Below are 11836 nucleotides of genomic sequence, written 5' to 3'. Positions count from 1 at the left end.
CGCGGCGGGCTCAGCGGTGGATGGGCCCGTCGATCCGATCGAGTGGGCGCGCCGATGCCGAGCCGCGCTCGGCGAGGATCTGCGCGGCGATGGAGATCGCGGTCTCGTCGGGGGTGCGTGCGTTGAGATCCAGGCCCAGTGGGCTTTTCAGGCGCGCCAGCCGGCTCTCGGTGACGCCCGCGGCACGCAGGCGGGCGGTGCGTTCGGCATGCGTGCGGCGCGAACCGAGAGCGCCGACGAAGGCGATGTCGTCGATGCTCAAGGCCGCAGCGATCGTCGGCACGTCGAACTTGGTGTCGTGGGTGAGCACGCAGACCACGGTGCGGCCGTCGATCCGGCCCGCCTCGTGTTCGGCGCGCAAATACCGGTGCGGCCAGTCGACCACGACCTCGTGTGCGGACGGGAATCGGGCCGGTGTGGCAAAGGTTTCGCGGGCGTCGACGACGGTGACCCGGTAGCCGAGCTGGCGTCCGGTGCGGCTCAGCGCCCGCACGAAATCGTTCGCACCGGCCAGGATCATGCGCGCGGGAACCGCGAAGACCTGCACGAAAACGCGGGGGCGCGGGGAGACGTCGGCCTCGCACTCGTCGGCGCCGACCACTCCGCTGTGCCCCGCGGCGAGCAGTGCGCGCGCGTCGCGGTCGACGCCGTGCCACGGCTCGGTATCGCCGTCGCGCACCAGTTTCCATTCGGCGGTCGTGTCCAGCCTGGTGGCCAGCGCGACCGGGGTGCCTGCCTCGATCCGCCGATGCAAATCCGAAAGCAGCGCGAGGTGCTCCGGACCCACCCGTTCGACGAAGACCTCGATCTCGCCGCCGCAGGTCAGCCCGATCGCGATACCGTCGCCGTCGGCGTAGCCGAACCGGTCGGTCACCGCGTGGCCGGTGCTCAGCACCTGCCGTGCCGATTCGACGACCGCGGCCTCCACACAACCGCCCGACAGCGACCCGAAGACCTCGCCTGATTCGGTGACGAGCATGGCCGCACCCGGCTCACGCGGTCCGGGGCCGGTGGTATCGACTACTCGCGCCAGGGCCACGTGGCCCTGGTTCGCCAGCGTTGTCAACTGCTCGAGCATGGCGCGCATCAGCACGGTTCCTCTCTCGAGCGGGCTCACCGGGGTACACCGGCTCATATCCAGCCTACCGGGCAACAGTCCGGCAACGCCCGTCCGCGGACCGTGCCGGAGCGAACGGCAATTCGGCGTGCCCGCTGGTCAGGACTCCCTGGGCGGCTGGACCGATGCGTGCTCCATGACCGGGTCGATCAGGCGTTCCTCCGCTTCGGGGGCCACCGGAGTGTTCTCCTCGGCGAGCCGCGCCTGGAGCGCGGCGACGGTCAGGTGCCGGTGCGAAGCGGTGGGTCTGCGCAGCACGGTGACGATGAGAATGACCAGGCCGACCGCCAATACGGCGCCGCCGACGATGACGAGCGGGTTCATCACTGCCTCCTCGGGAAACGCATCAGTCGATCGTTTCGCGGAGCTCGAAGCCGAATGGGACGGTGCCGGTGTGGAAGTAGGCGGCGAAGACCTCGGCCGCGGTTTCGGCCGTGAATACCTCGTTCGGATAGATCCAGGGCGTCGGCATGTCCTCCGGAACCTGGACGCAGATGGCGGGTTCGCCGTCCCGGCTGCCCGCACGACCGACGATGTGCAGTCGGGTGCTGCCGTGGATGGTGGTGCGGAGTTCGAGGACCAGGGCGTCCGCCGATCCGGTGCACCGCAGATAGTTCTGGCCAGGGGCCGAACTGACCGCAGGGGTGATGTCGGCGGGGCGCATGGGCGCGGGCAGCCGGGTCAGTTGGATCGAGTGACGGTGGTGGCCGTCCAGCCTGCGCAGTGGTCGCAGGAAGTTATCGATGGTCTCGCCGGCGCCGATGAACAGCTTCAGCCGGTCGCTGTAGGTGACCCGATGGGTCGTGATGTTCGGATCGGCCGCGTCGATCACGGCGGCCTGTCCTGGCTCGAGCGGCTTGCGCCGCACCGTACGGACCGTGCGCGCCGAACTCGCCGCCATCGAACGTGGAACACTCATCTGAGCTCACCTATCAACGCTTAGTTATCTTCTAGCTATCCAAGCATCGCACTGGGATTTCCCGAAGGGAAGAGCGGAGTGACCTGCGCCACATTACCGGTGTGGCGATCATTGTCGGCGCCAGGTCGCGCGGTGGCTCGGAGCGGAATTCAGCGACGCGAACCCGGTGCGGGCACCCGCATTTCGGGGTCGTGCCGATAGACCGGCGTGAGCAGTTCGGCTTCCAGCGGCTCGCCGGTCGCGCGGTCGAACCGGCAGGCAACAAGCACCGAGAACAGGTGCGTGCCCGCCCGTTCGTGCAGAGTGGCCAGCCGGGTGGCGAGCAACCGGATAGCACCGAGCGAGCCGGGCGGGTGCATGCCGTCGATCATCAGCACCGTGCCGCGCCCGTCCGGCCGCGGTAGTCGCGCCAGATAGGCGATGTCATGCGGATCGGGTCCGCCCGGTCGGTAGACCCGGCGCGCGGCCCGATCCTCGATGCCACGCCTGGCGTCACCTGCCCTGGCCACCGCGCGCCGCAGCCGCGGATCGGCGGCGAGCAGCTGACGCAAGCTCGGCGAGAGCTCCGGGCCGCCGAGCACGATCAGGCCGTCCCGGTTCAGGTCGACCGGCCGTCCCGGCAGGAAGTGCTCGATCGAGGCGGTGAAGCCGAGTTCGCGCAGCAACTCGACGAGGCGATGCGGCGCCGCCGGATCCGGCGCGCCGATCACCCGGCCCGCCCGCACCTCCGGCACCAACACGGTGAGCGTCCCGTGCCCGAAGAACAAGCCCTCCGGTGCGGGGCCCTGGGTGCTCACCTGATGGATCCGAGCGCGGGAAAGCCCGGCTGCCGCACCGATTCTGGCGAAGGTCCAGCCTTCGGCGTGTAGCTCGCGGATCACCGCGCGGCGGATCCTGGTGAGTTCGTTGATGGTCTGCTGGGCCGCCGCCACCCCATCGGTGGCCGCCTTCAGTCGCTCGACCTTGTCTTCGATCGCGAAAACTCGCGCCACGTCATCGGCCGACATGTGCGAAGTCTAGACAGCTGGACAGGCCATGGTGTCTAGTTCGCTTGACACCGAGCCCTTCTCGTGACGCGTTCGCGCCAGCTCAAGTGGCGTCGGTGTCGATCGGTGGACGTTCGTTGCGCTCCAGCGGTTTTTCCAATTTGGGCATCGGATAGTCCGGCATTCCGCTGTTCGTGCTGTAGAAATCCTTCTTGTCCGGCAGCGCGTCCTCCATATTGCGGAAGATCGAATCGTCGCCGTTGAGAAGGTGTTTGGTCACCATCGAGCGCGGGGTCATGCCGCGCAGCTCGTTCAAGTCGGCCAGCGGCTTGCGGAAATCCTCGAACTCCGGGCCGAGCTCGTCCTTCAGCTGTGCGGTCGCGCCGCTGGCGTAGTCGCGTACCTGACGCAGGCTGCGCGTGGTCCAGCGAACCGCGCCGGGCAGTCGCTCCGGTCCGAGGATCACGAGGGCGGCGACGAGCAAGATCATCATCTCGCTCCAGCCGATGTTGCTGAACACGGATCCAGGCTACCCGGCCATTCGACCAGCGGCTCAGTCGGATTCCAGCGTGACGGACACGTCCACCTGCCTGCCGTCGCGGATCAACACCACGTTCACCGTCTCGCCGATCCGGCGTGACTGCACCGCGACCACGAGTTCGTCCGGACCGGTCACCTCACGATCGCCCACCTTCACGATCACGTCCTTCTCGACGATCCCGGCCCTGGCCGCGGGCCCACCCGGCACGACGTCGGCCACCTCGGCGCCGCTCATCTGCTCGTTCGCGACCACCTTGGAGCGCAGGCTGACGCCGAGTGTCGGGTGGTGGATCTTGCCGTCGCGGATGAGCGTCTGCGCCACCTCGGTGGCCCGGTCCACCGGGATGGCGAAGCCGAGGCCGACCGACCCGCCGGTCTCGCTGCGGATCGCGGTGTTGATGCCGATGAGCCTGCCCTCCATGTCCACCAGCGCGCCACCGGAGTTACCCGGGTTGATCGAGGCGTCGGTCTGCACCGCGTCGATCACCGCGTTGGTATCGCTGCCTTCGCCCTGCAGTTTCACCGGGCGGTGCAGCGCGCTGACGATGCCGGAGGTCACCGTCTTGCTCAGGCCGAGCGGGGAGCCGATGGCCAGCACTTCGTCGCCGACCTGGACGTCGTTGGACTTACCGAGCTTGGCGACGGTGAGGTTCTTCACGTCGACCTTGAGCACGGCCAGGTCGGACTTCGGGTCGCGCCCGACGATATTGGCGGGCACCCGGGTGCCGTCGGAGAACTGGACCGTGATGGCGGCCTTGTTGGTCTTGTCCTGGGCGGCCATCGAGACCACGTGGTTGTTCGTCGCGATGTAGCCCGCACCGTCGATCACCACACCGGAGCCGGTCGCACCGTTCTCGCCGACGGTGACCCGGATGGATACGACGGCGGGCAGCACCGCGTTGGCGACCTTGGCGATCTGGCTGTGCGGCTGTTCGGGGTCGGCGGCCTGCTCCAGCGTGACTTTGCGGGAGGTGAGCGTGGAGGCCTGCTCGGCGGTCAGCCGGCCGACCAGGCCGCCGAGCACGCCGATGGCGAGGGCGACGACCGCGAGCAGGGCCAGGGCCTTGGGGGCGACGCGGGAACCGAACAGGACTTCGCGGGCGCTGAGGCGTTGCGCCTGCGGCAGCGGTGCGGATTTCGGCGTCGGCACCGCGGGGGCGCCGAGCCGGGCGGCGGAGGTCGGGTCGCGCCACGGATCGACAGGGCCTGCCACGGGCGCGCTGTCGTCGGCGGCGTCCGGGTCGCGCTGCAAGAGTTCGGTGGAACCGGCCGGGCGTCCGAACGCCTCGGCGAGCACCGCGTCCGGCGGGCGATTCTGCACGTCCTGGCTCGCGGCCTGCGCGGAGCTACGGGGGAGCGGCTCGGCGAACGAGCCGGACAGGCCGGCGGGCCTGCGGAAGGCGCGGGCGGTGTGGGTGTCGACATGGGGTCGGTAGACCGGGCGCGGCCCCAGGACGGGCGCGTCCGGCGGCCGCAGGTTCCCCCCGTCGGCCGCTGTGCCAATGGTTCCCTCGCTACGCTCAGTCACGCGGGAAACTCTACTTGCGCCACCACGTAGTCCACCGAGTCGCGGCGAACGAATCGGTCAGAAAGCCGAAAACCGCCTCGTTGCGCGGAGTCCCGGTGGATCCGGACGTCTGGCTCGACGCGCCGCCGGGGAGATCGGCGAGCGGAATTCGGGTCAAGCTGTCGTGCAGACCCGTGGGGATGGAGATCGGACCCGACTGGCGTAGCGCGACGCGCGCCTGCTGTTGCGCGTCGACCTCGGCCGCGCATTCCGGGCACTGAGAAAGATGTTGGGCGGCACGCAGATAGGCGTTCATCCGCAACTCGCCGTCCACATAGGCCGCGATCGCTTCGCTGGCCAGATGCTCGGTGGGACGGAATCGAGGCGGACGACGACCGGACGTGCTGGAGTCGCCACTCATTCGGTGCTCACCCTTCCAACCGACATCATCCGATCCGTAGGGCGATGCCTTCGTCCGGCTCACCCGATGTTTGCTTCAGCGGCGAACCGCTGCTCACTTCCATTATGCGCAAGGTAGTCGCGCAGTGCCTGTCGCCCGCGATGAATGCGGCTGCGCACCGTACCGAGCTTCACGCCGAGCGTAGCGCCGATTTCCTCGTAGGAGAGTCCTTCGATGTCACACAGGACGACCGCGGCGCGGAATTCCGGCGCCAGCGAATCCAGCGCACGTTGCAGATCCGGGTCGAGGCGGGCGTCGTGATAGGCCTGCTCCGGGTCGGGACCTTCGGACGGGACCCGGTCGTAGTCCTCCGGCAGCGCCTCCATCCGAATGCGATTACGGCGGCGAACCATGTCGAGGAACAGGTTCGTGGTGATGCGGTGCAACCAGCCCTCGAAGGTGCCAGGCTGGTAATTGGACAGCGAGCGGAACACGCGGATGAAGGTCTCCTGGGTGAGATCCTCGGCGTCTTGCGCGTCGCCGGAAAGGCGGTAGGCCAGCCGGTAGACGCGGTCGGCGTGTTCGCGGACCAAGTCGTCCCAGGACGGCATGGCCGCCCGGTCACCGGTGGCATCGAAGGCAGCGGTACCGGTGAGATCCACGGCCTCGTCGGCGTCGGACTCGATCGGCAGAATCTGCTCTGGCAGGGTGGCGTGCTCACGCGCCGCATCGACCATGTGGATGGGGCTACCTCCTACTAGGGACCGTAAACTCGGAACTGGGCTCCGATCCGAATCTGTTTCGGACCTGGAACCGTTACGTTGGATACAACCGACAATCGGTATGTCGTTGTTCCCGCGTCCCGTGTCGAGCGGTCGGCTGGTCTTGCGTTGCCCCTACTCTTTCCTGTCCTGATATGGCCTGGATATGGAGACCCTGAGGGACACCTGAGAAAACTTGCCGCAGGTATTTCCCCGAACGCGTCTCGCGTGGCACCCCACTCGTATGGCCTGAATACTCGGAGAGGCGGGATAGCCTCATAGCGTGGCATCGAATTTGGAGCGAAATCTCGCCTACGTGGAGGAATCCGTCGTGGAGGACGAGATCCTCGTCAGCGCGCGCGAACGGGCCACCGAACTCGGTGCGGTGCCCGTGCCGCCGTCGGTCGGGGCGCTGCTGAGTATGTACGCGCAGTTGCTGGGCGCCAAAGCTGTGGTCGAGGTCGGTACCGGCGCGGGTATCAGCGGGCTGTGGCTGCTCGACGGCATGCGCGAGGACGGCACGCTGACCACCATCGATTCCGAGCCGGAGCATCAGCGCGCCGCCAAGGAGGCGTTCCGCACCGCCGAGATTCCGCCCGCGCGCACCCGTTTGATCAACGGCCGCGCGCTCGATGTGCTGCCCCGCCTCGCGGACGGCGCCTACGACCTGGTGTTCATCGACGCCGCGCCGCTCGAGCATCCGCAGTACGTCACCCAGGCGGTGCGGTTGCTGCGCGCGGGCGGCGCCATTCTGCTGCACAACGCGCTGCTCGGCGGGCGGGTACCCGATGCGGCGCAACGTGATCCGGCCACTCAGGCGGTGCGGGCGGCCACCCGTGCGATCGCCGAGGACCCGGAGCTCACCAGTGTGCTCATTCCGGTCGGCGACGGATTGCTCTGCGCTTCACGCGGCTGACTGTTCTCCGCATTCGCTGACCGTGCGCGCTGTGGACTGCGTGGTGAATGCTCGCTAGGTCCCGCCCGTTCTGGATATCCAAGAAGAAACGCGGTTTCCCCGCCCCGTGCCGGGTACCCAGTGGATAGCCAGTTGGCGGAGGTATAGAGCAATGCGTGGGTACGAACTCTTCGAAATCGGCCATGTCGGCCACGTCGTCGTAGAACATCGAACGAGTTGGTTGCGGCCCACCCTGTTCTTTTTCGGGCTCGTCATTCTCGCCGCGGTGATCGTGATGGTGCTGGTGAGTAACGCCGACTTCGATACCGGCCCAGCGAAAGTCACCCCGACGCCGGGGTCCTGCGAACCGTTCTGCACGGCACCGCCCGCACCACCTGCCCCCGGCCAGTAGTTCGTCAGTACGTCCGACGCACGCTCCACCGACAGGTGGAGCGTGGTTCCGCGGTGTTCACCGTTCGTGAATTCGTTTGTCGCGCTGGGTATTGCGCTGACCGATCGGTGACAGATCATGGAATGCACAGGCTCGCAACGGATGTAGGATGGCCGGTTCGCCTTCGTCAGGTCGCGTTCGAGGAGAGAAGACCGTTCCCGAACGTTTTCGGAGGCTGGACCGCTGGTGACCGACCCCGGAGGGGTGGGCCGGTCGCCGGCGTCGGTCGCGGCCCGACTCGGCGAATACCGCAACAGTGCGGCGACTCGAGGCGCATGCTGCTCAGAGCACATCCGAACCGGTACCAGAGAGGTGATGCTCCCCGTCGAGGCATGCGGAAGAGGTGCGACCCGGTGATCTACTACATCTTGAACAGCAACGACGAAAACGGACGTCGCCCGATCCACTGGGGCGGGACGATGATCGCCTTCGCCCTGGTCCTGCTCGCCGCGGTGTTGATGGTCTATCTGGTCAGCACCGCTGATTTCGGCGGCCCGACCAAGTCGACGGTGCCCCGCACGCCCGGCCCCTGCGCACCGTTCTGCACCGCCACGCCCGCGCCGCCGCTGTGAGCGGCCTATTCGGCAATGTCGCGACGTGATCGCCGAGCTTCCCCAGTCGCCATGCTTCCCCAGTCGCCACGGCCATTCCAGCGCCGCCGCAGCTACACCCAGACACCCTTGCCGACGGTGACCACGCCGCCGTTGCTGACGGCGAAACGCTCGCGGTCACGCTCCATGTCGACGCCGATGATCTCGCCCTCCGCGACGACCACGTTCTTGTCCAGGATGGCCCGGCGCACCACCGCACCGCGGCCGATGCGGACGCCGGGCATCAGCACACTGCCCTCGACGGTGGCGCCGTCGTCGATCACCACATTGGAGCTGAGCACCGAATTGCGGACCGTCGCGGCCGACAGGATGCTGCCCGCGCCGACGATGCACTCCTGGGCCAGCCCGCCCTGGGCGAACTTGGCGGGCGGCAGGTTTTCAGCGGCACCCCGAATCGGCCAGTGCCGGTTGTAGAGGTTGAAGACGGGGTGCACCGAGACCAAGTCCATGTGCGCGTCGTAGAAGGCGTCGATGGTCCCGACGTCGCGCCAGTAGCCGCGGTCGCGTTCGGTGGCGCCGGGGACGTCGTTGTCGGCGAAGTCGTAGACACCGGCCTGACCCGAGGCGACCAGCGACGGGATGATGTCGCCACCCATGTCGTGATCGGAGTCGGAGTTGTCCGCGTCGGCCCTGATCGAATCCACCAGCACTTTGGTGGTGAAGACATAGTTGCCCATTGACGCAAAAGTGACATTGGGATCATCGGGCGTGCCGGGCGGGTGCGCGGGCTTCTCCAGGAACTGGGTGATCCGGCCGGACTCGTCGGAGTCGATGCAGCCGAACGCGCTGGCCTCGCTGCGCGGCACCCGGATGCCCGCCACCGTGACACCGGCGCCGGACTCGATGTGATGGTTGACCATCTGCTCCGGATCCATCCGGTACACGTGGTCGGCGCCGAAAACCACGATGTAATCGGGATCCTCGTCGTAGATCAGGTTCAACGACTGCATGATCGCGTCGGCGCTGCCGGTGTACCAGCGCGGGCCGAGCCGTTGCTGGGCGGGCACCGGCGTGATGTATTCGCCCCCGAAACCGGACAGCCGCCAGGTCTGCGAGATGTGCCGGTCCAGCGAGTGCGACTTGTACTGGGTGAGCACACACAGCCGCAGAAAACCCGCGTTGACCAGGTTGCTGAGGACAAAATCGATCAGTCGATACGCGCCGCCGAACGGCACCGCTGGTTTGGCGCGGTCCGCCGTGAGTGGAAAGAGTCGCTTGCCCTCGCCACCGGCGAGCACGATCCCGAGTACGTGCGGCTGGCTCCTCACACCTGCCAAACTACCGGGTAACCGGCGCGCGAGTGGCCCCAGCCGAGGCGAAGGTCTACTTTGAAGCGGGTGAGTTTCGGCACGGACACCGGGCGCTCGACGGCGGATTCCGGCGCGCAGGACCGGCTTCGGGTCGCCATGCTGACCCGCGAGTACCCACCCGAGGTCTACGGCGGGGCCGGGGTACATGTGACGCAGTTGACTGCGCAGTTGCGGCAGCTGTGTGAAGTCACCGTGCACTGCATGGGTGTCGCGCGCACCGATGCCGTAGTGCACCAACCCGATCCGCAGCTCTACGCCGCCAACGCCGCGGTCCAGATGATGTCGGCACAACTGCGCATGGCCGATGCCGCGGGCCAGGTGGACGTCGTGCACTCGCACACCTGGTACACCGGCCTGGCCGGGCACCTGGCGGGCACCCTCTACGGCATCCCGCACGTGCTCACCGCGCATTCGCTGGAGCCACGACGGCCGTGGAAGGCCGAACAGCTCGGCGGTGGCTACCGGCTCTCGTCGTGGTCGGAACGCAACGCGGTCGAGCACGCGGACGCGATCATCGCGGTGAGCGAGGGCATGCGCCACGATGTGCTCGACGCCTATCCCGCGGTCGATCCGGACCGGGTGCACGTCGTGCACAACGGCATCGACGCGAGCATCTGGCATCCGGGGCCGGTGGCGGCGGGTGCGCGGCCGGTGCTAGCCGTGCTCGGTGTGCAACCCGACCAGCCGATCGTGGCGTTCGTCGGCCGGATCACCCGGCAGAAGGGCGTCGGGCATCTGCTCGCCGCGGCCCGCGACTTCGACAAGGACATCCAGCTGGTGCTGTGCGCCGGGGCGCCGGACACCAAGGAGTTGGAGGCGGAGACGGCCGCCGCGGTCGAGGAGTTGCAGCGCAGCCGGGGCAATGTGTTCTGGGTGCGCGAGATGCTGCCCACCGAGCAGATCCGGCAGATCTTGGCGGCGGCGACGGTGTTCGTGTGTCCGTCGGTCTACGAGCCGCTCGGCATCGTCAATCTGGAGGCGATGGCGTGCGCGACCGCGGTGGTCGCCTCGGATGTCGGCGGCATCCCGGAGGTCGTCGCCGACGGCCGGACCGGCCGGCTGGTGCACTACGACCCGGCCGCGCCCGCGGCGTACGAGCAGGCGTTGGCCACGGCCATCAATGAAGTGGCCGGTGATCCCGTTTTGGCGGCCGAGTTCGGTGCGGCCGGGCGGGCGCGGGCGATCGCCGAATTCGATTGGTCCCAGATCGCGGCGCAGACCGTCCAGGTGTACGACCAGGTCCGCAAAATCTGATTCCCGCCGCTATGCCGGTCGGTAACTGGAGACCACGACGGAGGCGGTGACCTCAGTAGCGTCGGGGAGGGCGGCGAGGCGCGAATCCGTAGCGCTCGCGTGGTGGGCGGAGGGACCCATGCCGACAACGTTCGCCACGTCGCCCCTGGTGAGTTTCATCGGGTACTCCACCAGGACGCGATCGACCGTCACGAAATGACCGGACATGGCGGTGTCGAGCCTGCGATCCTTGTCCGGGTCGACCGTCACCATGCCGAGCGGGCCGACCAGTTCGGCGAGGTGGCGTTCGGTGGGGGTGGCGACGACGAATCGGCCGTCCTCGGCGAGCACGCGGGCGACCTCGGCCGGATTGCGTGGTGCGAACACCGACAGCACCGCGCGCAGGGTGCCGTCGCGGACGGGCAACCCGCCCCAGGCGTCGGCGAGGACCGATGCGGCCCGTGGATGGGCGCGGGCACAGCGCCGGGCGGCCGGTTTGGCCACGTCCAGCGCGATTCCCGAAGTAGAAGGCGCGGCGTCGAGCGCACCGGCCAGGTAGTAGCCGGTGCCCGCGCCCACCTCCAGCACTGTGTCGGACGCATGCGCGTCCGACCCGACCGCCTCTGCTACCGCGGCGGCGATCGGCGCGAAATGTCCCCCACCTTGAAAGGCGGCACGCGCGTCCAGCATGGCCGCGGTGTCGCCGGTCATTTTGGTCGACGCGCCGGTCAGCAGGCTGACGTAGCCCTGCTTGGCTATGTCGAAACTGTGTCCGTGTCCACACCGCAATACCCGTGCATGCGGCTCGAGTCCGAGCGCGCATTCCGGGCAGGCCAGTAGACCGGCCAGCGCTGTCAGCGCCGAGGTATCAGCTGGTGACACTCTTCAGTTCGTCGCCGAGCGCCGCGGCCTCGTCCGGCGTGAGTTCGACGACCAAACGCCCGCCACCCTCGAGTGGAACCCGCATGACGATTCCACGCCCTTCCTTGGTTGCCTCGAGGGGACCGTCCCCGGTACGGGGCTTCATGGCCGCCATCCTCTGCTCCCTCCAGATCTGCGCGATATGCTGCGCACTTTCTTGGAACTCCAGTTGTCACCAACCAGCG

At 67.9% G+C, this 11836-nt stretch carries 15 protein-coding genes; 4 read left to right on the top strand and 11 right to left on the bottom strand.

Translation table 11 applies throughout. The annotated features are described in order from the left end of the window. Positions 1-10: 10 nt before the first annotated feature. The 8 genes from ACFK0J_RS33660 to sigE all read right to left on the bottom strand — a co-directional run bounded on the left by ACFK0J_RS33660 (position 11) and on the right by sigE (position 6206). On the bottom strand, positions 11-1087 hold the full coding sequence (locus ACFK0J_RS33660; RefSeq protein ID WP_378733738.1) for an XdhC family protein: 1077 nt from the start codon (positions 1085-1087) through the stop codon (positions 11-13). A 129-nt stretch (positions 1088-1216) separates the two neighbouring features. Further along, complete coding sequence (locus ACFK0J_RS33655; RefSeq protein ID WP_378733737.1) at positions 1217-1441, bottom strand: hypothetical protein; 225 nt, start codon at positions 1439-1441, stop codon at positions 1217-1219. Positions 1442-1463: 22 nt separating this feature from the next. Further along, complete coding sequence (locus tag ACFK0J_RS33650) at positions 1464-2036, bottom strand: hypothetical protein (RefSeq protein ID WP_378733736.1); 573 nt, start codon at positions 2034-2036, stop codon at positions 1464-1466. 149 nt (positions 2037-2185) lie between these two features. Next, positions 2186-3043 carry a hypothetical protein gene (locus tag ACFK0J_RS33645; protein WP_378733735.1) on the bottom strand — a complete coding sequence of 286 codons (858 nt, stop codon included), beginning with the start codon at positions 3041-3043 and terminating at the stop codon, positions 2186-2188. A gap of 82 nt (positions 3044-3125) precedes the next feature. Beyond that, on the bottom strand, positions 3126-3542 hold the full coding sequence (gene tatB, locus ACFK0J_RS33640; RefSeq protein ID WP_378733734.1) for a Sec-independent protein translocase protein TatB: 417 nt from the start codon (positions 3540-3542) through the stop codon (positions 3126-3128). A gap of 33 nt (positions 3543-3575) precedes the next feature. Then, the gene (locus ACFK0J_RS33635) at positions 3576-5090 is read right to left on the bottom strand and encodes a trypsin-like peptidase domain-containing protein (RefSeq protein WP_378733733.1); all 1515 of its coding nucleotides are present in this window, start codon (positions 5088-5090) and stop codon (positions 3576-3578) included. Between the two features lie 10 nt (positions 5091-5100). Further along, positions 5101-5490 carry a zf-HC2 domain-containing protein gene (locus ACFK0J_RS33630; RefSeq protein WP_378733732.1) on the bottom strand — a complete coding sequence of 130 codons (390 nt, stop codon included), beginning with the start codon at positions 5488-5490 and terminating at the stop codon, positions 5101-5103. 59 nt (positions 5491-5549) lie between these two features. Beyond that, complete coding sequence (gene sigE, locus ACFK0J_RS33625) at positions 5550-6206, bottom strand: RNA polymerase sigma factor SigE (RefSeq protein ID WP_378733731.1); 657 nt, start codon at positions 6204-6206, stop codon at positions 5550-5552. Positions 6207-6513: 307 nt separating this feature from the next. Between sigE and ACFK0J_RS33620 the strand changes: the two genes are divergently transcribed. From ACFK0J_RS33620 to ACFK0J_RS33610, 3 genes are all read left to right on the top strand, one after another. Beyond that, positions 6514-7146: an O-methyltransferase gene (locus ACFK0J_RS33620; RefSeq protein ID WP_218471374.1), complete on the top strand. Its 633-nt coding sequence runs from the start codon at positions 6514-6516 to the stop codon at positions 7144-7146. Between the two features lie 151 nt (positions 7147-7297). Next, on the top strand, positions 7298-7537 hold the full coding sequence (locus ACFK0J_RS33615; protein ID WP_378733730.1) for a hypothetical protein: 240 nt from the start codon (positions 7298-7300) through the stop codon (positions 7535-7537). A 392-nt stretch (positions 7538-7929) separates the two neighbouring features. Then, positions 7930-8148 carry a hypothetical protein gene (locus tag ACFK0J_RS33610; protein ID WP_378733729.1) on the top strand — a complete coding sequence of 73 codons (219 nt, stop codon included), beginning with the start codon at positions 7930-7932 and terminating at the stop codon, positions 8146-8148. Between the two features lie 92 nt (positions 8149-8240). On the opposite strand, the gene glgC is transcribed toward ACFK0J_RS33610, so the two are convergent. Continuing rightward, on the bottom strand, positions 8241-9455 hold the full coding sequence (glgC, locus tag ACFK0J_RS33605; protein WP_378733728.1) for a glucose-1-phosphate adenylyltransferase: 1215 nt from the start codon (positions 9453-9455) through the stop codon (positions 8241-8243). Between the two features lie 138 nt (positions 9456-9593). Here glgC and glgA point away from each other — a divergent pair, with 138 nt between their 5' ends. Next, the gene (glgA, locus tag ACFK0J_RS33600) at positions 9594-10751 is read left to right on the top strand and encodes a glycogen synthase (RefSeq protein ID WP_378743224.1); all 1158 of its coding nucleotides are present in this window, start codon (positions 9594-9596) and stop codon (positions 10749-10751) included. Between the two features lie 9 nt (positions 10752-10760). Here glgA and ACFK0J_RS33595 read toward each other — a convergent pair whose 3' ends face one another. Both ACFK0J_RS33595 and ACFK0J_RS33590 read right to left on the bottom strand, forming a co-directional pair. After that, a complete protein-coding gene (locus ACFK0J_RS33595) occupies positions 10761-11612 on the bottom strand; it encodes a putative RNA methyltransferase (protein ID WP_378733727.1) in 852 nt (283 codons plus the stop codon). Continuing rightward, positions 11599-11766: a DUF3117 domain-containing protein gene (locus ACFK0J_RS33590; protein ID WP_011211259.1), complete on the bottom strand. Its 168-nt coding sequence runs from the start codon at positions 11764-11766 to the stop codon at positions 11599-11601. Before ACFK0J_RS33590 ends, ACFK0J_RS33595 begins: the two co-directional genes overlap by 14 nt. Positions 11767-11836: the final 70 nt, after the last annotated feature.

It is taken from the genome of Nocardia brasiliensis (assembly GCF_042691675.1).
GTDB lineage: Bacteria > Actinomycetota > Actinomycetes > Mycobacteriales > Mycobacteriaceae > Nocardia > Nocardia brasiliensis_D.
The sequence above is the reverse complement of the archived record's forward strand: the minus strand, read 5'-3'. Positions and strand labels throughout refer to the sequence as shown.

What these genes read in the sequence shown, in the direction of transcription:
- ACFK0J_RS33645 (WP_378733735.1), bottom strand. Translation starts at nt 3,043, where the DNA reads ATGTCGGCCGATGACGTGGCGCGAGTTTTCGCGATCGAAGACAAGGTC.
- ACFK0J_RS33650 (WP_378733736.1), bottom strand. Translation starts at nt 2,036, where the DNA reads ATGAGTGTTCCACGTTCGATGGCGGCGAGTTCGGCGCGCACGGTCCGT.
- sigE (WP_378733731.1), bottom strand. Translation starts at nt 6,206, where the DNA reads ATGGTCGATGCGGCGCGTGAGCACGCCACCCTGCCAGAGCAGATTCTG.
- ACFK0J_RS33655 (WP_378733737.1), bottom strand. Translation starts at nt 1,441, where the DNA reads ATGAACCCGCTCGTCATCGTCGGCGGCGCCGTATTGGCGGTCGGCCTG.
- ACFK0J_RS33590 (WP_011211259.1), bottom strand. Translation starts at nt 11,766, where the DNA reads ATGGCGGCCATGAAGCCCCGTACCGGGGACGGTCCCCTCGAGGCAACC.
- ACFK0J_RS33630 (WP_378733732.1), bottom strand. Translation starts at nt 5,490, where the DNA reads ATGAGTGGCGACTCCAGCACGTCCGGTCGTCGTCCGCCTCGATTCCGT.
- ACFK0J_RS33615 (WP_378733730.1), top strand. Translation starts at nt 7,298, where the DNA reads ATGCGTGGGTACGAACTCTTCGAAATCGGCCATGTCGGCCACGTCGTC.
- glgA (WP_378743224.1), top strand. Translation starts at nt 9,594, where the DNA reads ATGCTGACCCGCGAGTACCCACCCGAGGTCTACGGCGGGGCCGGGGTA.
- ACFK0J_RS33660 (WP_378733738.1), bottom strand. Translation starts at nt 1,087, where the DNA reads ATGCGCGCCATGCTCGAGCAGTTGACAACGCTGGCGAACCAGGGCCAC.